The 20,640-nt window shown below is 45.6% G+C and carries 20 protein-coding genes and 1 tRNA gene; 15 read left to right on the top strand and 6 right to left on the bottom strand.

Annotated elements, in window-relative coordinates:
• Nucleotides 1-133: 133 nt before the first annotated feature.
• Genes potG through rlmC form a run of 5 tightly spaced genes read left to right on the top strand, consistent with a single transcriptional unit; the run spans nt 134 to nt 4,789 of the window.
• The gene (potG, locus tag NMD08_RS17280; protein WP_151219694.1) at nt 134-1,267 is read left to right on the top strand and encodes a putrescine ABC transporter ATP-binding subunit PotG; all 1,134 of its coding nucleotides are present in this window, start codon (nt 134-136) and stop codon (nt 1,265-1,267) included.
• A 9-nt stretch (nt 1,268-1,276) separates the two neighbouring features.
• Complete coding sequence (potH, locus tag NMD08_RS17275) at nt 1,277-2,230, top strand: putrescine ABC transporter permease PotH (RefSeq protein ID WP_151219651.1); 954 nt, start codon at nt 1,277-1,279, stop codon at nt 2,228-2,230.
• Nucleotides 2,227-3,072 (top strand): putrescine ABC transporter permease PotI, encoded by an 846-nt coding sequence (potI, locus tag NMD08_RS17270; protein WP_370618659.1) that lies wholly within the window; start codon nt 2,227-2,229, stop codon nt 3,070-3,072. Before potH ends, potI begins: the two co-directional genes overlap by 4 nt.
• A 59-nt stretch (nt 3,073-3,131) precedes the next feature.
• Nucleotides 3,132-3,620, top strand: a complete 489-nt coding sequence (locus NMD08_RS17265) for a YbjO family protein (RefSeq protein WP_187252730.1) — start codon at nt 3,132-3,134, stop codon at nt 3,618-3,620.
• A gap of 41 nt (nt 3,621-3,661) precedes the next feature.
• Nucleotides 3,662-4,789 carry a 23S rRNA (uracil(747)-C(5))-methyltransferase RlmC gene (rlmC, locus tag NMD08_RS17260; RefSeq protein WP_370618657.1) on the top strand — a complete coding sequence of 376 codons (1,128 nt, stop codon included), beginning with the start codon at nt 3,662-3,664 and terminating at the stop codon, nt 4,787-4,789.
• A 1,123-nt stretch (nt 4,790-5,912) separates the two neighbouring features.
• On the opposite strand, the gene NMD08_RS17255 is transcribed toward rlmC, so the two are convergent.
• Nucleotides 5,913-6,209 (bottom strand): hypothetical protein, encoded by a 297-nt coding sequence (locus NMD08_RS17255; protein ID WP_370618655.1) that lies wholly within the window; start codon nt 6,207-6,209, stop codon nt 5,913-5,915.
• 28 nt (nt 6,210-6,237) lie between these two features.
• Here NMD08_RS17255 and NMD08_RS17250 point away from each other — a divergent pair, with 28 nt between their 5' ends.
• From NMD08_RS17250 to NMD08_RS17220, 7 genes are all read left to right on the top strand, one after another.
• Entirely contained in the window at nt 6,238-6,912 is a 675-nt protein-coding gene (locus NMD08_RS17250) for a tyrosine-type DNA invertase (protein ID WP_187260376.1), read from the top strand.
• A 492-nt stretch (nt 6,913-7,404) separates the two neighbouring features.
• Nucleotides 7,405-7,953, top strand: coding sequence for a fimbrial protein PefA (locus tag NMD08_RS17245; protein WP_187260375.1), 549 nt, complete (start codon nt 7,405-7,407; stop codon nt 7,951-7,953).
• 109 nt (nt 7,954-8,062) lie between these two features.
• Nucleotides 8,063-10,546 carry a PefC/AfrB family outer membrane usher protein gene (gene pefC / locus NMD08_RS17240; protein WP_370618653.1) on the top strand — a complete coding sequence of 828 codons (2,484 nt, stop codon included), beginning with the start codon at nt 8,063-8,065 and terminating at the stop codon, nt 10,544-10,546.
• A 1-nt stretch (nt 10,547) separates the two neighbouring features.
• Nucleotides 10,548-11,240: a fimbrial chaperone gene (locus NMD08_RS17235; protein ID WP_370620218.1), complete on the top strand. Its 693-nt coding sequence runs from the start codon at nt 10,548-10,550 to the stop codon at nt 11,238-11,240.
• Nucleotides 11,241-11,364: 124 nt separating this feature from the next.
• Nucleotides 11,365-11,751, top strand: coding sequence for a fimbrial protein (locus NMD08_RS17230; protein ID WP_187260373.1), 387 nt, complete (start codon nt 11,365-11,367; stop codon nt 11,749-11,751).
• A gap of 82 nt (nt 11,752-11,833) precedes the next feature.
• Nucleotides 11,834-12,811, top strand: coding sequence for a hypothetical protein (locus NMD08_RS17225; RefSeq protein ID WP_370618651.1), 978 nt, complete (start codon nt 11,834-11,836; stop codon nt 12,809-12,811).
• A 470-nt stretch (nt 12,812-13,281) separates the two neighbouring features.
• The gene (locus NMD08_RS17220) at nt 13,282-13,842 is read left to right on the top strand and encodes a hypothetical protein (protein WP_210904881.1); all 561 of its coding nucleotides are present in this window, start codon (nt 13,282-13,284) and stop codon (nt 13,840-13,842) included.
• Between the two features lie 476 nt (nt 13,843-14,318).
• Here NMD08_RS17220 and NMD08_RS17215 read toward each other — a convergent pair whose 3' ends face one another.
• Together NMD08_RS17215 and NMD08_RS17210 are read right to left on the bottom strand one after the other, a co-directional pair.
• Nucleotides 14,319-14,786 (bottom strand): FidL-like protein, encoded by a 468-nt coding sequence (locus tag NMD08_RS17215; protein ID WP_187260370.1) that lies wholly within the window; start codon nt 14,784-14,786, stop codon nt 14,319-14,321.
• A complete protein-coding gene (locus tag NMD08_RS17210) occupies nt 14,783-15,499 on the bottom strand; it encodes a winged helix-turn-helix domain-containing protein (RefSeq protein ID WP_187260369.1) in 717 nt (238 codons plus the stop codon). Before NMD08_RS17210 ends, NMD08_RS17215 begins: the two co-directional genes overlap by 4 nt.
• A 315-nt stretch (nt 15,500-15,814) precedes the next feature.
• On the opposite strand from NMD08_RS17210, the gene NMD08_RS17205 reads away from it, so the two are divergent.
• Nucleotides 15,815-16,390 (top strand): tyrosine-type recombinase/integrase, encoded by a 576-nt coding sequence (locus NMD08_RS17205; RefSeq protein ID WP_370618648.1) that lies wholly within the window; start codon nt 15,815-15,817, stop codon nt 16,388-16,390.
• Between the two features lie 298 nt (nt 16,391-16,688).
• Nucleotides 16,689-17,444 (top strand): EAL domain-containing protein, encoded by a 756-nt coding sequence (locus NMD08_RS17200; protein ID WP_370618646.1) that lies wholly within the window; start codon nt 16,689-16,691, stop codon nt 17,442-17,444.
• Nucleotides 17,445-17,792: 348 nt separating this feature from the next.
• Here the strand turns inward: NMD08_RS17200 and NMD08_RS17195 are convergent.
• From NMD08_RS17195 to NMD08_RS17185, 3 genes are all read right to left on the bottom strand, one after another.
• Nucleotides 17,793-17,880: transfer RNA gene (locus NMD08_RS17195), tRNA-Ser, on the bottom strand.
• Between the two features lie 149 nt (nt 17,881-18,029).
• Complete coding sequence (locus NMD08_RS17190; protein ID WP_151218812.1) at nt 18,030-18,707, bottom strand: isochorismatase family protein; 678 nt, start codon at nt 18,705-18,707, stop codon at nt 18,030-18,032.
• A 16-nt stretch (nt 18,708-18,723) separates the two neighbouring features.
• Nucleotides 18,724-19,584: a pirin family protein gene (locus NMD08_RS17185; protein WP_151218813.1), complete on the bottom strand. Its 861-nt coding sequence runs from the start codon at nt 19,582-19,584 to the stop codon at nt 18,724-18,726.
• Nucleotides 19,585-19,692: 108 nt separating this feature from the next.
• Here NMD08_RS17185 and NMD08_RS17180 point away from each other — a divergent pair, with 108 nt between their 5' ends.
• Entirely contained in the window at nt 19,693-20,604 is a 912-nt protein-coding gene (locus tag NMD08_RS17180; protein ID WP_048212151.1) for a LysR family transcriptional regulator, read from the top strand.
• Nucleotides 20,605-20,640 lie beyond the last annotated feature (36 nt).

Raw genomic sequence — 20,640 nt, 5'->3', positions numbered from 1 at the left:
TGTACGGGACGTGACCTGGCAGGATTTACGCCTGCCGGGCAGTGCCGATCCCGGACACACAAAACCCGGCAATACGCACCACCGTGGTGCGTTATTTGCACCGTTTATTTGTTTTATGCCGGAGAGCACCAGAGTGAATGATGCAACCCCACGCCCACAGGCGAAAATCCGCAAGGCGCTGACCCCGCTGCTCGAAATTCGCAACCTGACCAAGTCATTTGACGGTCAGCATGCCGTCGATGACGTCAATCTTACTATCTATAAAGGTGAAATATTTGCGCTGCTCGGTGCGTCCGGCTGTGGTAAATCGACCCTGCTGCGGATGCTGGCGGGATTTGAGCTGCCGACAACCGGGCAAATTATGCTTGATGGCGTCGATTTAGCGCATGTTCCGCCTTATCTGCGCCCGATTAATATGATGTTTCAGTCTTATGCCTTGTTTCCGCACATGACGGTAGAACAGAACATTGCCTTTGGCCTCAAGCAGGACAAACTGCCAAAGGCTGAAATCGCCAGTCGGGTGAATGAGATGTTGGGCCTGGTGCATATGCAAGAGTTTGCCAAACGTAAGCCGCATCAGCTTTCTGGCGGTCAGCGCCAGCGTGTGGCGTTGGCGCGTAGCCTGGCGAAACGCCCGAAACTGCTGCTGTTGGATGAACCGATGGGAGCGCTGGATAAAAAGCTCCGTGACCGCATGCAACTGGAAGTGGTGGATATCCTTGAGCGCGTCGGCGTGACCTGCGTGATGGTGACGCACGATCAGGAAGAAGCCATGACCATGGCAGGGCGCATTGCGATCATGAACCGTGGAAAATTTGTGCAGATCGGCGAGCCGGAAGAGATCTACGAGCACCCGACCACGCGTTACAGCGCAGAATTTATCGGTTCGGTGAACGTCTTTGAGGGGTTGCTGAAAGAACGTCAGGAAGATGGTTTGATTATTGAGTCTCCAGGCCTGATGCATCCGCTGAAAGTGGACGCCGATGCTTCTGTTGTCGATAACGTTCCGGTGTATGTTGCGCTGCGTCCGGAAAAAATCATGCTCTGCGAAGCCACTCCGCCAGAAGGATACAACTTTGCGGTAGGTGAAGTGGCGCACATTGCCTATCTGGGCGATTTGTCGGTGTACCACGTGCGTTTGAAAAGCGGCCAGATGCTGAGCGCCCAGCTACAAAATGAACATCGTTATCGTAAAGGCTTACCCACCTGGGGTGACGAAGTCCGTTTATGTTGGGATGCGGACAGCTGTGTGGTGTTGACGGTTTAAGGAGCGAAGATGAGTACACTTGAACCTCCGGCTCGCGTGGATAAAGCGGGGCGATTCACGCTGTTTATGTCGCGGCTGCAAATGAAGCACGGGCGCAAGCTGGTGATCGCGCTGCCGTATGTGTGGCTATTGCTGCTGTTTCTGCTGCCGTTTTTGATCGTCTTCAAAATCAGTTTGGCTGAAATGGCACGTGCTATTCCGCCGTATACCGACCTCGTTTCATGGGCTGACGATCAGCTATCCATCACGCTCAACTTAGGTAATTTCCTGCAACTGACGGACGATCCGCTCTATTTTGATGCGTACCTGCAATCTTTGCAGGTGGCGGGGATTTCGACGCTATTTTGCCTGCTGCTGGGATATCCGCTGGCATGGGCGGTGGCACACAGCAAACCCTCAACGCGTAATATCCTGTTGCTGCTGGTGATCCTACCGTCCTGGACCTCGTTTTTGATTCGCGTGTACGCCTGGATGGGGATCCTGAAAAATAACGGCGTACTGAACAACTTCCTGCTGTGGCTGGGGGTTATCGATCAACCATTGACGATTCTGCACACCAATCTGGCGGTCTATATCGGAATTGTTTACGCCTATTTGCCTTTTATGGTGCTGCCAATTTATACCGCGTTGACACGGATCGATTATTCACTGGTGGAAGCGGCGCTGGATTTAGGTGCCCGGCCGTTGAAAACCTTCTTTAGCGTGATCGTGCCGTTGACTAAGGGCGGGATTATTGCCGGATCAATGCTGGTGTTTATTCCAGCAGTTGGGGAGTTCGTGATCCCTGAACTGTTGGGTGGCCCGGACAGCATCATGATTGGTCGTGTACTTTGGCAGGAGTTTTTCAATAACCGCGACTGGCCGGTGGCTTCTGCTGTCGCCATTATTATGCTGCTGTTACTGATTGTGCCGATCATGTGGTTCCACAAATATCAGCAAAAAAGCGTAGGGGAACACGGATGAATAACTTACCTGTCGTTCGCTCACCGTGGCGTATCTTTATTCTGGTGCTGGGTTTTACCTTTCTGTACGCGCCGATGTTGATGTTGGTTATCTATTCGTTTAACAGCTCCAAGCTGGTGACGGTGTGGGCGGGATGGTCAACGCGTTGGTATGGTGAACTTTTCCACGATAGCTCGATGATAAGCGCCGTCGGGATGAGCTTAACGATTGCTGCTGGTGCTGCGACGATGGCAGCAATCCTCGGCACCATAGCTGCCGTAGTGATGGTGCGCTTTGGTCGTTTTCGCGGTTCCAATGGCTTCGCCTTTATGATCACCGCGCCGCTGGTTATGCCGGATGTCATTACCGGTTTGTCGCTGTTGCTGCTGTTTGTGGCTTTGGCGCACGCCATCGGCTGGCCAGCGGATCGCGGTATGTTGACCATCTGGTTGGCGCACGTCACTTTCTGTACAGCGTACGTGGCGGTCGTTATCTCTTCACGTTTGCGCGAACTGGATCATTCCATTGAGGAAGCGGCGATGGATCTTGGCGCCACGCCGCTGAAGGTCTTTTTCGTCATCACGCTGCCGATGATTATGCCAGCAGTGATCTCCGGGTGGTTACTGGCCTTTACGCTGTCGCTCGATGACCTGGTTATTGCCAGCTTTGTCTCTGGTCCCGGTGCTACAACATTACCCATGCTGGTGTTTTCCAGCGTACGTATGGGGGTTAATCCGGAGATCAACGCACTGGCGACGCTGATACTTGGCGTGGTAGGAATTATCGGATTTATCGCGTGGTATCTGATGGCGCGAACAGAAAAACAACGGATTCGCGATATCCAACGTGCAAGACGTGGCTGAAAAAACTAAAATCTGCCAACCTGTCTATTCGGCGCAGCTGTGGTGGCTGCGCCGTTTTCATGGAAGACGACGCGTTGGGATTTTTTAAGAAATCATCCATATCACATGCCCGCTTAAACGTCCCTGCTTTGGTGCAGGTGGCGGCGCTGGCTATTATTATGATCCGCTGTCTCGATCTGTTGATGATTTTTAATACGCTCGGGTTGCGTGGAACTAGTGAGTTTATTCATCGTAGCGTACAGACCTGGAATTTAACGCTGGTGTTTCTGGCTAGCCTGGTGATGCTGTTTATCGAAATTTACTGCGCATTTTCGTTGGTAAAAGGTCGGAACTGGGCACGCTGGATTTATCTGCTGACCCAGATTATCGCCAGTGTCTATCTGTGGGCAGCCTCGTTGGGCTACGGATATCCGGAACTGTTCAGTATTGCGGGAGAGTCTAAACGTGAAATCCTGCATACCCTGGTGATGCAAAAACTGCCCGATATGTTGGTGTTGCTGCTGCTTTTTGTTCCTGCATCCAGCAGGCGGTTCTTCCGCTTGCAATAACGTGTATAATTTTGGCCCCCGGTTAATTTGTAGGTTTTTGTATGCAGTGCGCACTTTATGACGCCGAACGCTGTCGCTCCTGTCAGTGGATAACACAGCCAGTCGCCGATCAACTCTTCGCCAAAACAGCCGATCTGCAAAATCTGCTGGCCGATAATCCGGTCGGTGAATGGTGCGCGCCAGTCAGCGGCCCGGAAAGCGCTTTTCGTAATAAAGCAAAAATGGTGGTTAGCTGCAGCGTAGAGAAACCGCTGTTGGGAATGCTGCATCGTGACGGTATACCTGAGGATTTGTGCGACTGTCCGCTTTATCCTGAGTCTTTTGCGCCCGTGTTTGCCACACTCAAACCGTTTATCGCCCGTGCGGGATTAACGCCCTATAACGTGGAGCGAAAACGCGGGGAGCTGAAGTATCTGCTGTTAACAGAAAGCCGGTTCGATGGCGGCATGATGCTGCGTTTTGTCCTGCGTTCCGACGCGAAACTGGCACAACTGCGCGCGGCGCTACCATGGCTGCAGGCACAGCTTCCGCAGTTAAAAGTGATCACTGCCAATATACAGCCTGTGCATATGGCAATTATGGAAGGGGATAGTGAAATCTACCTGACGGAACAACAGGCGCTGGCGGAGCGTTTTAACGATGTACCGTTGTGGATTCGCCCGCAGAGCTTCTTCCAGACCAACCCGGTAGTGGCGGGGCACTTGTATGCCACGGCGCGCGACTGGGTGCGTCAGCTTCCGGTTAATCACATGTGGGATCTGTTTTGCGGTGTTGGGGGCTTTGGTCTGCACTGCGCCACGCCGCAGATGAAACTGACGGGGATTGAAATCGCGCCAGAGGCGATTGCCTGTGCGAAACAGTCTGCGCAGGAGCTTGGGTTACAAAATCTGCATTTTCAGGCCCTGGATTCGACTCAGTTTGCCACCGCCCAGGGCGAAGTACCGGACCTGGTGCTGGTGAATCCGCCGCGTCGGGGAATTGGCAAACCGCTGTGTGATTTTCTTTCTCACATGGCACCGCGTTTTATCATTTATTCCAGCTGTAATGCGCAAACCATGGCGAAGGATATTCGTGAGTTACCAGGGTATCGCATTGAGCGCGTCCAGCTTTTCGATATGTTCCCACACACCGCGCATTATGAGGTTTTAACGCTGCTCAGCCGACAATAACGACCATGCCTGATGGCGCTTCGCTTAACAGGCCGAGCTGCCGGAATGCCGCATCCTGCAAACAGGCCCGTGATTTTGATCGTGATCGGCAGTGCAATGGTGTAGTCAGCCAGTGGTAAGGTCTGACATCCGGAAAGCATTGCTAATGTGCATGTTATCGCGCTGTGGATGGCGGGCTTTCCGTGCGTGAAAGGCATGATATTGCAGTCGCGTTGCGCGAGGCTGTAATGGAAGAAAAATACATACTGGACGTGATAACTCATCATTGATTCGTATCAGGGGGAAGGTCAAGCTTTTAATTCACTGGCTATCGCTGTAGTGAATTTAGTTACGTGCGAGCGTAGGGAAGTTTGTAATCTTGCCAGCAACCGAATGAGATAATTATGAGTGATATCCAAGAGGTAACTCCTGATAGCGGTTGGGTGATAAAAATAATGCTTTCTGACGTTATTTTTTAGGACTATCCGGGATAGTACTTTGCTGTAAGGCATCGCTCCCTCAAAATAGTTCACAGAGGTATTCACTGACAACTATGTGTTTCTATATACGCAGGGTTAAATACTGAAATGTTACCTAAAAGCGGCCTCTCGGGACTTTTTTCTGGCGAGTAACTGAGCGCCAATATACGCACGAATGCACTGCGTATCTCTGAATTTATCCCCACTACTTATCCATGCTATTGGATGAGTGACTGTGCCTTTGGAGTTAAAGAAAAATTTTAATGCGACAGAATTATCGGTAGATTTCATTATTGCCTGGTTTTCTTTTTAATTAATGGAAATGAATGTAATGTTTATTTTGCTAAGAATTTTTAGGGGGTATTTTGTGTTTTTATTTTAAATATCCATGCTTGGTGTTTTATTTTAAGGTGATTTTAATATTTTGCATTATAAAAAAGCAGTATCATGTCCCAGGGGGAAGTTATAATGCGCTATAGCTATCATTACATAATACGCTCAGGCGTAATTCTGTCATGATGGCTAAAAAAAGGGAGTCGCAGGCGACTCCCACCAGAAAGAAAATAAAACATAAAGGTCTTTAAAAACCTCATAGTTAGCGCGGTCAGTTATGCCATATTAGTCGATAGTGCAAAACTGATCTGCATCAACAATTAACGTTATTGTCATCTGGTCGGTGGAGTGGGTTTTTGATGTGGCCCCAGTCTGGTGCTGTACCGCTTAGAAAACGCCAGTTCCGGGCCGGCAGTCATGCTCGCCAGGTTGTCCGGGGCATCACTTTCCGCCATCATAGTTATTGTGCAGGCCTGACCACCTGGCTGAAGGTCTAAGTTGTGGTGGTACGGGATAAGAGCGCATGACGCCACCCCGAGCCTGAAATACGGCGGTTCCTGCACGGTCATGTCGATTGTGATGACCTGACCGGTATGTGCCGGTACAGGATGCACGATCGAAGGTTTCACCTCTTAAAAACCAGAAGGAGTCATTCCTATGACACGACGTCGTTTTCTAACCGCCCGGGAGGTTACGGGCATGATGGAGGCCGTCCGCAACGGCAATAACGGAGCCCGGGACTACTGCCTTATTCTCATGGCATTTCGTCATGGTATGCGTATCAGTGAGTTATTAGGTCTACGATACAGAGATATGGATCTCGAGGCCGGACGAATGAGCGTTAACCGTCTGAAGAACGGATTTTCTACGGTACACCCGCTGATAGATGATGAACTGGATGCGATCCGCACATGGACACGGGTACGCAGCACCTGGAGGCATGCTGCCAGTACGGATACTGTTTTTATTTCACGAAAGGGAACGATGCTTTCGAGGCAACAGGCCTACCGTATCATTCGCGCTGCTGGAGAGTTGGCAGGTGCCGTTACCTGCACCACGCCGCATATGTTGCGTCATGCCTGCGGGTATGAACTGGCGGAACGGGGCACGGATACGCGTCTGATTCAGGATTATCTGGGGCATCGGAATATTCGTCACACTGTACGCTATACGGCCAGCAATGCAGCGCGATTCAATGGGTTGTGGGAACGCGAAAGAATCAGTAGAGATGATATTGGAAAGCGAATTAAAACTGGTCAATTGGGACCAATTTGTGCACATCTTAATAGCAAGACTATTTGCAAGGCAATCCCTCAGCCAGTTTTTTTCTAAAAAAAACCTCAATTAATTGATTTTAAATATTTTATTTATTTAGTCACAGTTTTATCTCGCCCATCAGATACCACTTCCTTGTGGAATATTATTTAACACTCTAAATAAAAACGCAAAATACTATCATTTAAAATCAGGTGTAAATTCTGATTTTGTCTGTTATTGCGTCTGTGTAAAGCGTTATATCCTTTTTTTTGTCTAATTTTAAGTGATATATGCCAATGAGTCAAAATGGTCCCAACTGTTCCTATTTTAGGTCAAAAAAACATCGCTGTGAGGGTTTGAAAGGAAGGGGATAAGCAAAATGATTGAAAATTAAAATTTTACGGTTTGTAAAATTTGTGCGGTAGCTTTGTATTTATTCAAGTAAGAGTCCATCAGTAATCCTGTTAATTAATAATAGAGTTGCTGATGGTTTCTTCCATCGAAAAATACATCGCAAATAATATCAAAAAGCATGCTTAATATCAGCATCCTAATAAGGAATATGAAATGAAAAAATTACTGAAGGTCTCCACACTGACTCTGGCGGTATTATCGGGATCAGCGTTTGCAGCACCAAATAGTGGTGATGTCCAGTTTATTGGAGCTGTTGTTGACACAACTTGCGACATTGTGCCGCTTGCAGATACTGGTGCAGTAAGTAGCGTTGTTCAATTGGGTAATGTTACAACTTCTACAAAAGCGGCTGGTTCTGGTTCTAACCAAAGTCCGGTAGTGAATTTTTCTCTGAAACCGAAGGCGGGCACTACCTGTAATCCAGTTGCTATGAGTAATGCCTCTTTTGCATTTTCTGGACCTCTGGAAGCCTCTGGACTGGTACCTCAAAGCGGAACAGCAACCGATGCCATCGTAAAATTGCGTGCAGTAAATGCAGTTGGAGGTGCTCATGATATCGATAAAACCCGCACGACATCAGATGTAACATTGACTGATTTGAATGACCCTGCCAAAGGCGCGCAATTTACTGCGCAACTGATAGGTGGTACCCAGGCAGGCGATTACCGCTCTGCTCTTGCTTACGTAGTTTCTTACAACTAAGTCATTTCAATCCCTGCCCGTACTAAGCGGTATAAGTACGAGGCAGGGTCTTCCTCTATTAAAGCAATTTTATTCTTGTTCTTCTCTTTTGCTCTGAAGGCAGGTCTGTGTGAGTACAAAATATAACATAGCAAGAAAACAACCTGCGCTGTCTCTTCTGGCACTAAGCATTTGTTCTTCCTTTGCATCTGCCACCGAACTGAATATGGCATTTCTACAGGGAATCACAGATGTGCCCTCTGTTCTGAAAGACGGTGTAAAATACCCTGCAGGTCAATACTACGTCGACGTTTCTCTCAACGGATCCCGCACCGGACGAATGCCATTTGAGATTAGCGCGGAAGATGAGCAGGCTGGACAACCCTGCTTCAGCCCGGAATGGCTCCACAGTGCGGGTATCTTTTTTAAACCGGAAGCTTACCAGGATACATTTGATTCCATTCGCGGCTGTTATTCAATTGGAAAGAAAATGGCCTCTAAAGTCAATTTTGACCTTGGAGCTCAATCTCTGGATTTCAGTATCCCTCAGGCGTGGATGACAGAAAAAAATGATGCTACGCGCTGGGACTATGGCATAAATGGTCTGCGTCTGAAGTACAGTGGTAACTTTAATCAAAACGTTCAAAATAAGAATAATAGCTACAGCAATGATTCGATCAATGCTTATGGTAGTTTCAATTCGAGCCTCAATATTGGCCGCTGGATTTTATCCAGCGACATGAATGCTAAACGCAATTTGTGGGGAAATGAATTCGCCACGAATAATCTTACCCTTTCCACCGCTATTAGCCAGGTTAAAGGGGATTTACTGCTCGGGCGTTCACAGACAAGAACTGAGTTATTCAGCGACTTTAGTTTTTATGGAATATCATTGCGTTCTAATAGCAACATGCGCTCATGGCTCACCCGCGGCTATGCCCCAGTTATCTCCGGAGTAGCCTCTACCACATCAAGAATTACAGTGACTCAGGGTGGGTATACAATTTATTCTCGCGTGATACCTCCAGGTCCATATCGTCTCGATGACATCAATTCTACCAGTAACGGAAATATGGTTGTAACAGTAGAGGATAATAGTGGTCGTAAAACTGTAACTGAATATCCTGTAGCAACCCTGCCTTCGCTTCTACGTCCTGGAGAATATAATTACAATTTTGCTGTTGGACAGCGTAACGACTCTAATCGTTTAGGGGATGCTTTCTCCTCAGGGTATGGCACTTTTGGCCTGGCCAGCTTCGACTGGGGGTTACCAACGACCACGCTTAATATCGCTACTCTGCTGCATAACAGTTATCAGGCTGCCGGAGTTGGGCTTACGCAATCAATGGGAGAACTCGGCGCTGTCGCGTTAAGTGTAAATGGGGCGCGGGCTGAGTATGATAATAACTCTCAACGCCAGGGAATAAGCGCAACATTAAAATATGCAAAAAGTTTCACTAACCAGACAGATATTCAGTTACTGACGTACAGGTATCAGAGCCCTGGATATACCGAATTTGTGAACTGGAATCCTAAGGACGGAATAGGACGAAAGATTTATGATCCGGATGGCCTGGGCTTTAATGAACACTACATTTGGTTTGATGGCAAAGAGAAGGCGCGATATGAAGCCCGACTGTCCCATCGGATAGATAACATTTATATTAACAGCGCGTTCTGGCAGCAATCTTACTGGAATCGTAACACCGATGCTATTGGAGCATCATTGTCCGTCAACACCACAATACTTGACGGGGTATCGCTCTACATTAACGGAAACTATTCACGTAATGCATGGTCAACTACAGATGAGTATTCAGGTGCCCTGGGTGTAAGCATCCCGTTTACGCTGGGAGGTATTCGTCATAACAGCAGTAATTCAGTCGGCTATAGCCGATACAATGGTACCTCTTTTAATACCAACATATCGGCCGCTCTGGACGAACGCCTTAGTTACAGTGTTAATGCTGGAATGGATGAACACAGTAATAATACAGTTGGTGCATCGGCTAGTTATGCCTTTGACCGAATTCAGACTAACTTAGCAGTTTCACAAAGCCGAGATGCAACCACTTTATCCGGAAATCTCTCTGGTACAGCCATTGCCACGAGGCAAACGGGTCTACTGCTCACAAGAGAATCTTCAGACACTGTAGCCGTTGTCAGAATTAGAGATACACCAGGAGTGACATTCAATGGTTCACTTCCAACTAACAGCAGCGGAAATACTGTGCTTTACCTGACAGGATATAACCCTACAACGATAAGCATTAATCCGGAAAACGTACCGGAAAGCGCTGAGTTGCTCAATACTTCCTATAATGTTGTTCCAACAGAAAAAGCAATTATCTACCGCGAATTTGATTTCCAGAAAGTGCGGCGTTATATCGTTCGGTTACGTGATATGCAGGGTAATGAAATTACTGGTGGAAACGCAACCACGGAGCAGGGGCTGGATGCTGGTTTTGTCACGCGTAATGGCGTTTTGCTGATGAATCTGCTCTCCGCCCCGAAAACTATTACAGTAAGTCAAAGTACTGGAAAAATATGTCGATTTAGTGCGGTAGGGTTGAAGGAAAATATAGGAACAGTTCAGGAGGTTCGTTGTGAATAGTATTAAGAAGTTTTTTAAGTTAGCAGTCATGACGACGTCTATGACATTATTTTTTGCTGGTTATGCCATAGCTGCTTTTACTCTTAATGGAACTCGTTTTATTTATGAAGAAGGGAAGAAAAATATTTCCTTTGAAGTAAGTAGCAGCTCAGATGATATCTATGGAGCTCAGGTGTGGATTGAAAATATATCGCAGAGTAAAGCGGATGTTTTTATAGTACCGTCTCCACCATTTTTTAGGATTGGGCCGAGAGGTAAACAGATAGTACGATTAATGAATGTAAACCCGACTTTGCCGTCAGATAAGGAATCTTTATTTCGTCTTAATGTTCAAGAGATTCCGCCAAAACCCAAAGAAACTGATGGTAGCGTGATCGCCATAGCAATGAATACCCAGGTTAAGCTGATTTACCGCCCAAAAGCTCTGGCTGAAGGACGTAAAAATGCAGAAAAACAGCTGGTTTTGTCGAATCGGGATGGAAGGGTCTGGATAAAGAACCCGACACCCTACTATTTTGCGGTCACGAAACTGAAAAGCCAGGGGAAAGAGATCGAGCTAAATGCGGATGTGCAGCGTGCACTTGCACAACTGGCCCCGTACTCAGAAGTGAATACCGGGCACACAAATCTTAAAGACGTAAGTGTTATAGCCCTTAACGATTGGGGCGGCGCGGTGAAATATGATATTAAATAACCAACTGTTTAACATATTTATGTGTATCATCCTGCTCTCGGTCTTTAATTCCGCGAACGCTGTCACTACCAGTAACCGGGTTACTGTTACGGCAAGATTCACCACACCTCCGTGTACATTGACAATGCCTGATCGTGTAAACCTGGGGGCGATTTTACCCGGTGCGCAGAGTTATCCCCCATTCATTATCCGGCTGGATTGTCCACTGCCAGCAGCTATAACTGCGTTATATGCTGAAATTGTTCAGGGAAGTCTGAGCGCGGGGAGCAATAATCGCGTTGATATGACCGGGCCAGCAGGAAGTTCCGGAACCCCCGTAAAACTGTGGTTGACAGATAATGATGGGAAAGAAGTCATGCTGGACGGGAGTGGTTCCTCTGAAGAGAGTGGTCGCTTTTGCTCAGGCACAGGAAGTCGCAACTGTACTATCACGCCAAATACGGAAGTAGAAATAGATACCCCACGTGGCCTAACCAGCGCCATGTTAAGATTCAATGTTATTGTTCCATAGAAAAATTATGACTAATCTATATATTGTGTTTGTTATATAAAATTAATTTTATGTTTTTTAAAATAATCGTGTTGAGTGTGATATGAATAATAAAATATTGGCATTTCTGAGCCTGATGTCAATTATTGGATTCAAAACATATGCGGCTACTTATACCTATCTTTCACCTGTTGGACGGCTGGTGGGACCTACAATAACTGCGAAAGCCCAGCAGAAAATATATCCTAATGATGTGAATGCAATATTAGCTTATGTTAAGAGAACGCCAACTATCACAATGAATATTGGAAGTGGAAGGGATGTTCGCATGATATCTGGTTTTCCTGATAAGGTTGGGTTGTTATGGAACAATACCAATGCAGCATTTGCTATCTGTGATGTTGGTAGTGATGGCGCGGCAATAGAAAGTAGTTGTACTTCTGAAATTTCGTCAATTTACCATATCACAAATTATAACGATTATCTTTTGCCAAGGGTTAATTTCCCACCAGGTTTGAAAACAGGTGACACATATACGCTTACTCCTTTTTTTGAATGGACGGTAGCTAAAAATATGACAATAGAGACTGATGATAATCCCGGTGAGAAAAGTGTTGATGTCATCATGACACTGACAGATATGAATACCCTGGCGCGTTCACCTTGCGGGATAACATGCGCAAGTAATACGGTGAGCGGGGGGGCGTTAGGCGGAGGGGAAATAGTTGCTCCTCCTTTGGTCCCGGTTCAGGCATCATTGTCAATTACGGGGCCGACATCTTTAAACTGTTCTGCAATATTGCCTTCATCCTGTGTTGTAACTGGCGATTTCAGTATAAGTACCGCCGTTCCGGCCAGGTTTAGTGTCCAGAATGACTCAGATAAATGTGGTGAAAATCCAGTATCAGTTCAGGCTAAAAGTGGTGGGCAGGAGATATCGGTTGGATTTTCTGATGGGTACAAAACCAAATCGGCAAGCACTGAAAAGATACAACTCGAGTATGTAATAAAGCCAACGCAAAATACGCTGCCAGGTGAAGTTTGTCAGGTTGCTTCTACGCTAATATTAACCACTGACTAGTATTGAAGTATGTCTGCATTTGAATAAAATTTTAATGATGGTATGGATATTAAAGAAATTTATTGTTTTATTAAAATATATAACTTCAACTAAAGATGATGGACTTAAAATATCATTAATTATTATCATTTAACATCATTTTATAACGACTTTTATTAATCAAGGATTCTGGTTTTGATTGTGATTAAATTTTTTTGTGCATATGATTAATGTGGAACAGCATTTTGAACATTGCTGTCCTTTTTAGATTGATTGGTAATAAGTATTGAGTGTGAAGTGCTTAAGAGGGGAGATAAAAGTAGTAGTGAATGATATGCGTGAGTTAATGATTTTTATCTTTAAGATTACTTAGCGAAATGTTGTGACTGAATGATGGTGTTATATTGATATAAGCTTGTTGCTATCAATTTTCATTAAGGTGTCAATTATTGTTGGTTTATAATTTACTGAATAGTTAACAGGAGGTATAAATGATTCATGTTATTACGAAGGATAACTATTTTTTTTTAGGAATACAAGCTGCGATCGGTGATGAAGAAATTAATCTCATAAATAGCATTGAATGTTTAGCTGATACAGAGTTGCCTCGAGATGTTCTTGTTATTGATACCTTTCTTACCGGGAGTTTTACACCGGATAGCTTAAAGAAACTATGCAAATTAAAATTCCAACGTATTGTTTTTTTCTCCATGTTAAAAGTTACTTGCCTGCCATTATTATCTACTGTTTATTTTGTTTCAAGAAATACAAGCCCTTCAAAGGTAATTGATCTGCTGATGCGAGAAGTTAACAGAACATTCAACGAGTTGCCCTCTTACAGTATGAGACAGCTCATAGTGGCCCAATTATGCCTTGGAAATATGGAACAGAGACAGGCTTTGGATATGTTAGGTATATCGAGTAAAACGTATGAAGCAGACAAGTATCGGTTGATGTTGCAGATGAGAATACGAAAATGGTATCACATCGTGAAACTACCTATTTTCAATCATTTAAGTACTCTTACTATACTGCTGTCATTATCACAATGACAGCTACTATATTTGAAGATCTTTTCTAAAAGATAGTAAGATAGTTGGTATTAACTATTTGTCATATACTTCTATTATATATAATACATCTTAATGTCCAGAATTTGAAATTGTAATGATTCAAAATGACGCCTGAATCGAAATTTTTAAAGCTGCACGCCATTGTTTTAAATATATTATTAATTTTGTGCTGAATATTTTACTCCAGAATTATTACTTTAACGTTGTTACAGTTTGTAAGAGACGTTAGCCATACTCGAGTGTCATTTAATGTAATTCATATGTTTTGGATACCAATATCTAATTTTTCAGCTCGTTCAGAAAAGCCTGGCCTGAGTATCTCATCTCCCGCCAGTTATGGTGAGTGGGCATATTCAAATATGCAGGACAGAGCAGGTGCTAAGCTATAAGCAGATTATACAGTACTGCTTTGGGAGAGAGTTTATTATATCTGTTGAAAATCAAAACCCCTGTCCTTATTCAGACACACAGATCATAACTGGTGATGTTGGGGAGTTAAATAACCAAGTATTCTTATTTATTTTTTTTATAATGATATAATCACTGCTTTTGGAGGCGGCATTCAGATTTATATCGTCATTATGAAACTCATTCATGTCATCCCGTAAAAGTATTTTCATGTTTTGTGACTTAACTTTGAACATACCTTTTTGGATATCTATAACGTCGTAAGTAAATTCAATCTCCCTGTTTATAATATAATACTTTTTTTCAGTTACTATCTTTCCCGTGATATTAGCCACCCCCGTATAATCACTGAAAAAATGTACGGAAATGGTACCTGCAGCATGATTCCCTGATGCTGTGTTTTTTTCAAATGTTGACTGGCACTGTAGATCCGTACCAGACTGATGACGAATAAACCACCAGGTTAGACCTGCCAGCATAAAAAGAATGACAAGACTGATTATGATTTTTTTCATCCGGCCACGTCCACTCTGTTATGACAATGAGTAAAATAGTCAGGTTTTTCTTTTTCACACGAAACAATAAGTTTGTCCTCTTTTTTCCCAGCATGGTTAAAAATGAATACATCCTGATTCTTATTGCAGCTTTTTGCAACGAACTCAATAGGTGGAGCCTTTATTGAAGGATTTCCGGATAACATATATACATTACATTCAGGCGGATATCCGGAAATTTTAATCAGTGGTGCAGACGCTGTAATGGTATCGCTGAAGTAAATGAGGTAAGTTGCTAAGCCAAGAGATATAACAAATAAAATGTATATCGGATAATATAAGTGACTGTTAAAAAAATCATTAAATAAACTTTTTATTCTGCTGTTTTTTTTTCCGGCAAAACTGACATATGTCTTGACGTCGATAACAGGGTTAAACATAAAACCGATTTTTGGGATAGTAATGATCGCATCATCGGGTAATCCTGCCTGTACAAGAGTTTTTCTTAATATGCTGATGTACTGGTTTAAATTACTGTGAGAAGAACGCAGTCCATGTTCATCCCAGACGGTCCTGAAAAGATAGTCTCGCTCCACGGGGCTTCCGCGTTCAGTGATGAGAACCAAAAGTAATCTGCGAGCTGGTGCCGCCATCAAAACGGAAACATTAAGTGACGGGTTTTCCAGATACCCGTCTTCTTCATTAAAAGTCACTTCTTTATTAATAATGAACATATTTCCAGAGAACCTGACGATGTAAAGGAATACCAGGAACATAGCTTGCCGCCAGAAGCGGTAGTCGCCATTAACATGCAATTCCGTTCTGGATTGGTTGTAAAGGTTCCGTTTTGCTTTCTGAAAAATGAGTATGTGCTATAGGTGAAAATTTGTATACCCCTTGCTGATAAAAATTTATACCAGAATAAAAATATAAATTACGGCAATAAAAAAGATAAAAACGCTGTATATTTCATTATTGCGGAATTATGTGTTAATTGTGGAATTGTTTAATTACCATATTGACTCCGAAAATAACTTCTGGATTTTTTAATGAAAACAAGGCGCTATATCACACAGGAAGAATGGAATGCAGTAATGAGTGTTATTCCTGAATACAATGATTATGTCAGGGACAGATGTATACTGATTATGATGTATATCCATGGGCTCAGGGTGAGTGAACTTGCAAACATACAGCTTTCAAGTCTCTCTCTGGAAAGTAGCGAGATCTATATCCGGAGAATAAAAAATGGGTTCTCAACAACACATCCTGTTCAGAAAGAAGAGAAAATATGGTTATTACGATGGCTAGATATACGAAAAACGAAACTGAATGGTAAGGATTTGCCCTGGCTTTTTATTTCGTCCAGAAGAAGCAGAATATCTCGTCAGCAGGTATACTCGCTGGTCAGATACTATGGGGAGCTGGCTGGTTTACCTATTAAATTGCATCCTCATGTACTCAGGCACTCATGTGGTTATGCCCTGGCTAATCAAGGCCTGGATACCCGACTGATTCAGGACTATTTAGGGCACCGGAATATTCGTCATACCGTGCATTATACCGCTGCTAACTGTAAGCGCTTTTCACGTGTCTGGTCACTGGGGAGCGAAGATGTTTTTTAATGACCGTGGCATCAGTATATTGATAATTTTCATTAAAATATCAATGTGATTAGTTATGGTTTTTATCTTTGAGCAGGTAGATCCCTTTTTCATTGTTGTGTGGAGCTGTTGAGTGTCTGATGTGTATGTCTATACTAAAAGTATTGTCTTTTTCTCGTCAGAGAATACAGAATCTTTTTCTGTATAAACTAGTTTTAAATTAGCTGGCTTTATTTTAGTGTCAAATGTTAATTGATTCAGGGGAGGTAGCTTAATTGCTATAGAACGAATTGAATCAAAAATAAAACAGGAAAACGTGATGTGTGAATTATTGTATCCTAGTAATGAACTATTATCGGGAATTCGTTTACCAGAAAGTGCCATGATTGCGGGAGAAGAACATTTAGCATTACGTTTCCTGGAAGGAATGAAAGCGGAGCCCCTGATCAGTTTCCATTCTGGTCAAATTACGGGATACGAATTTCTTAGTCAGCTTTCTGCTGGTATCTGTAGTGAGATTTTTTTTCGCCAACAGTCTGCAGGTTCACTGGCAGAGTTATTTTTACTTCAGCTACGCCTGAGTTCAGGTTTGACTACCAAAAAACGTTTTTTGAATCTCCCTGTCAGGGTGCTTGTCAGGAGATCTTTGTGTGAGATTATTTGTCGCAATAATCTGAATGGTATTGTCGTGGAGATCCAGGATCCTGAACATTTGACAGACCTCTGCTCTGAGGAACAGGATTATTTGCGTCAAAACCTGAATCACTTACTGTTTGCAGGTGCTGAAGTTTATGCTGACGATGTCAGCCCGGCATGGATGAAAACACTGTCCGGGAGGAAATTACCCCTGTCGGGTATGAAAGTCTCACGACAACAGTTTCTGTCTCAAATAGATAACTATACGTTCTCTCACCCGAGGCTTCATCCATCGAGTGATTCAGCCACTTGTCTGGTGGCAGAAGGCATCGAAACACCAGAGCAGTGCATGCTGGCTATTATGCTTGGTTTTACTCATGGTCAGGGATGGCTCTGGCCGGCAAATGTATGGCGCTTTGTGCTGGAGCGGTCATCTTAGCTATATTCTCTTTCTCAGGGCGATCACAGATCCCTCATTGTGTCCATCCGGAGAGAGTCAAATTTGCTGCAGAAGTGGATGAAAGCCGGACTTTTTTCACCGTTGAAATAAGTTCTCAATAAACTGGGAAAAGAACACATCAGAAAAAGAATATACGCAGGCAAAACCAATTTTACGTCTTAAGTGATTAATTTTGAAATGAATGTGGCGGTGAGGGGTGCCGCGTTCGCAGTCTGTCCAACTGGCTGCGCCAGTAGTCGAACCCCGGTCCGGGCTTCTCATCCCCGCCATGCTGTGCATTATGCGAAAAAAAAAGCCCGTACTTGCGTACGAGCTCTTCTTTAAATATGGCGGTGAGGCGGGGATTCGAACCCCGGATACGTTGCCGTATACACACTTTCCAGGCGTGCTCCTTCAGCCACTCGGACACCTCACCATATTGTATTGCTGCCTGACCGCTTGGGGGGCAACGGGGCGCTACTATAGGGAGTTGCGCTAAAACGGTCAAGCAGAATTTACGTGTTCACTCTCGTTTGGTTACGCAATGTACATATTCCTCCGTCCGGGCAGGCGCGGAGGATAAGATTAGCGCTTAGAGTCCAGTTTTTCGCCGTTAGTCACAACTTCCTGGGCTTTGCTGTAACTCTCGATCAGCAACTGATAAGCCGGGAAGATCTTGGTATACACTTCCGCCCATTCAGCGGCGTCTTCACGGTTCCATGTCCCCTGAATTTCAGACGCGACGGCGGCGGTATCCATCGGGACGACGCCAGTCTGAACAACACGAGCCAGGGTGATTTCCTGCGCCATTTTGCTGTAAGTACCGGAAGCGTCGATCACTGCGAAAACTTTGTAGCCTTCCGCAACCGCGCTGATGGCCGGGAAAGCCATGCACACGCTGGTGATCGTACCGGCGATGATCAGCGTCTTACGACCCGTTGCTTTGACGGCTTTCACGAAGTCTTCGTTATCCCAGGCGTTGATTTCACCTTTACGCGCTACGTATTGGGCATGTGGCGCATTGGCGTGGATCTCTGGGATCAACGGACCGTTAGGCCCCTGTGGTACAGATGCCGTGGTAATCACCGGCATCTTCGCCAGCGTTGCCATTTTAGCCAGCGCGGCGGCACGCGCACGCAGTTCTGGCATGGGCATATCGCCGACGGTCTGGAACAGCCCGCTTTGATGATCAATAAGCAGCATGACGGAATCATTCACATCGATGACCGGACGTGAGCCATTAAAGTTTGCAGGACTGGACATATTCTTCTCCTTCGATTCAGATTTGGCCAAAGCGGCCTGAGTTAAAATCGCGTACGGCTTCGGCGATTTCTTGCTTCGTGTTCATTACAAATGGACCGTAACCCACAATCGGCTCGTTCAACGGTTCGCCAGACAGCAGCAGCACGCAGGCATCGCTGGTGGCTTCAATGTGTAGCGTTTTCCCCTGCTGGCTGAACACCACCAGTTGCGCTTCGCCGGCAGGCGTGGTGCCGTTCACAGTGATATTCCCTTTCAGTACCACCAGAGCGGTACTCCATCCTTCCGGTTGGGAAAACGTAAGTTGATGATTACGTTGCAGGCGCATATCCCATACATTCAGTGGTGAAAAGGTATGTGCCGGGCCTTTTGTCTCTTGATAGTTACCTGCAATCACGCGCACGCTGCCTGCGTCATCTGGCAGGGCGACTGTGGGAATAACATCGCTACTGATGCCCTGATAGCCGGGCACGGCCATTTTGTCTTTTGCCGGAAGATTGACCCACAGCTGCACCATTTCCAGTTCGCCACCCTGGCGGGTAAATTCAGGTGAGTGGAACTCTTCGTGCAATATCCCTGCGCCCGCGGTCATCCACTGCACGTCGCCGGGGCCGATAATGCCGCCGCGACCGGTTGAATCACGGTGTTCAACTTCGCCGCTGTAAACGATGGTCACCGTCTCAAAACCACGGTGAGGGTGCTCGCCTACGCCGCGTTTTTCATTACCTGGCGCGAATGTATGTGGACCGGCGTAATCCAGCAGCAGGAACGGACTTAACTGTTCTGCATGAGACTGGTAAGAGAACATCGAGCGAACCGGAAATCCATCGCCCACCCAGTGCGGGCGAGGTGCGGTGTAGACGCCTGTGACTTGTTTCATATGTGTCTCCTCGGTGGCGTTGTCTTGATGTTAATAAGCTTATATTCATGACAGCGAGCTGAGTAGTCGCTAAAATAGTCCTCACTGTCTCATAAATAGGACAATAAGATGACAAAGCCGGATCTCAATGATTTTGCATGGTTTGTACATGTTGTAGAGGAAGGGGGATTCGCGGCGGCGGGTCGGGCGCTTGATGAACCGAAATCAAAACTGAGCCGACGGATAGCGCAACTGGAAGAGCGGTTGGGGGTACGACTGATTCAGCGAACCACCCGGCAGTTTAACGTGACTGAAGTTGGGCAAACCTTTTACGAACACTGTAAGGCGATGCTGGTGGAAGCGCAGGCGGCACAGGATGCCATTGCCGCGCTGCAGGTTGAACCTCGTGGGATTGTGAAGCTGACGTGCCCGGTTACGTTGCTGCATGTGCATATCGGACCAATGCTTGCCCGCTTTATGGCGCGTTATCCTGACGTATCAGTGCAACTGGAGGCCACGAACCGCCGTGTTGATGTGGTTGGAGAAGGTCTGGACGTGGCGATTCGCGTCAGGCCTCGACCATTTGAAGATAGCGATCTGGTGATGCGAGTTCTGGCGGACAGGGGGCATCGTTTGTATGCCAGTCCGCAGCTAATCGAGAAAATGGGAGCGCTACATTCTCCGGCTGAATTGACTCGCTGGCCGGGTCTGAGCCTGGCCTCCGGTAAACATGTACATCGTTGGGAGTTATTTGGCCCGCAGGAAGCACGTGCGGAGGTACACTTCACGCCACGAATGATCACCACCGATATGCTTGCGCTACGTGAAGCTGCTGTTGCCGGTGTAGGGGTTGTGCAACTTCCTCAGTTGATGGTAAAAGATCAATTAGCTGCAGGCGAGCTGGTGGCATTACTCGACGGCTGGGAACCGAAGCGAGAAATTATTCACGCAGTCTTTCCATCACGCAGGGGATTATTGCCGTCAGTGCGCGCATTAGTCGATTTCTTAACGGAAGAATATGCGCGGATGATTGAGGATTAAATACCTGGCTTCAGCCCACAAAAAAGGCCGGTTAAA

The organism is Citrobacter meridianamericanus, from assembly GCF_041320245.1.
GTDB classification, from domain to species: domain Bacteria; phylum Pseudomonadota; class Gammaproteobacteria; order Enterobacterales; family Enterobacteriaceae; genus Citrobacter; species Citrobacter meridianamericanus.
The sequence above is the reverse complement of the archived record's forward strand: the minus strand, read 5'-3'. Positions and strand labels throughout refer to the sequence as shown.

What these genes read in the sequence shown, in the direction of transcription:
- potH (WP_151219651.1), top strand. Translation starts at nt 1,277, where the DNA reads ATGAGTACACTTGAACCTCCGGCTCGCGTGGATAAAGCGGGGCGATTC.
- potI (WP_370618659.1), top strand. Translation starts at nt 2,227, where the DNA reads ATGAATAACTTACCTGTCGTTCGCTCACCGTGGCGTATCTTTATTCTG.
- NMD08_RS17265 (WP_187252730.1), top strand. Translation starts at nt 3,132, where the DNA reads ATGGAAGACGACGCGTTGGGATTTTTTAAGAAATCATCCATATCACAT.
- rlmC (WP_370618657.1), top strand. Translation starts at nt 3,662, where the DNA reads ATGCAGTGCGCACTTTATGACGCCGAACGCTGTCGCTCCTGTCAGTGG.
- NMD08_RS17250 (WP_187260376.1), top strand. Translation starts at nt 6,238, where the DNA reads ATGACACGACGTCGTTTTCTAACCGCCCGGGAGGTTACGGGCATGATG.
- NMD08_RS17245 (WP_187260375.1), top strand. Translation starts at nt 7,405, where the DNA reads ATGAAAAAATTACTGAAGGTCTCCACACTGACTCTGGCGGTATTATCG.
- NMD08_RS17230 (WP_187260373.1), top strand. Translation starts at nt 11,365, where the DNA reads ATGCCTGATCGTGTAAACCTGGGGGCGATTTTACCCGGTGCGCAGAGT.
- NMD08_RS17225 (WP_370618651.1), top strand. Translation starts at nt 11,834, where the DNA reads ATGAATAATAAAATATTGGCATTTCTGAGCCTGATGTCAATTATTGGA.
- NMD08_RS17220 (WP_210904881.1), top strand. Translation starts at nt 13,282, where the DNA reads ATGATTCATGTTATTACGAAGGATAACTATTTTTTTTTAGGAATACAA.
- NMD08_RS17215 (WP_187260370.1), bottom strand. Translation starts at nt 14,786, where the DNA reads ATGAAAAAAATCATAATCAGTCTTGTCATTCTTTTTATGCTGGCAGGT.
- NMD08_RS17210 (WP_187260369.1), bottom strand. Translation starts at nt 15,499, where the DNA reads ATGTTCATTATTAATAAAGAAGTGACTTTTAATGAAGAAGACGGGTAT.
- NMD08_RS17205 (WP_370618648.1), top strand. Translation starts at nt 15,815, where the DNA reads ATGAAAACAAGGCGCTATATCACACAGGAAGAATGGAATGCAGTAATG.
- NMD08_RS17200 (WP_370618646.1), top strand. Translation starts at nt 16,689, where the DNA reads ATGTGTGAATTATTGTATCCTAGTAATGAACTATTATCGGGAATTCGT.
- NMD08_RS17190 (WP_151218812.1), bottom strand. Translation starts at nt 18,707, where the DNA reads ATGTCCAGTCCTGCAAACTTTAATGGCTCACGTCCGGTCATCGATGTG.
- NMD08_RS17185 (WP_151218813.1), bottom strand. Translation starts at nt 19,584, where the DNA reads ATGAAACAAGTCACAGGCGTCTACACCGCACCTCGCCCGCACTGGGTG.
- NMD08_RS17180 (WP_048212151.1), top strand. Translation starts at nt 19,693, where the DNA reads ATGACAAAGCCGGATCTCAATGATTTTGCATGGTTTGTACATGTTGTA.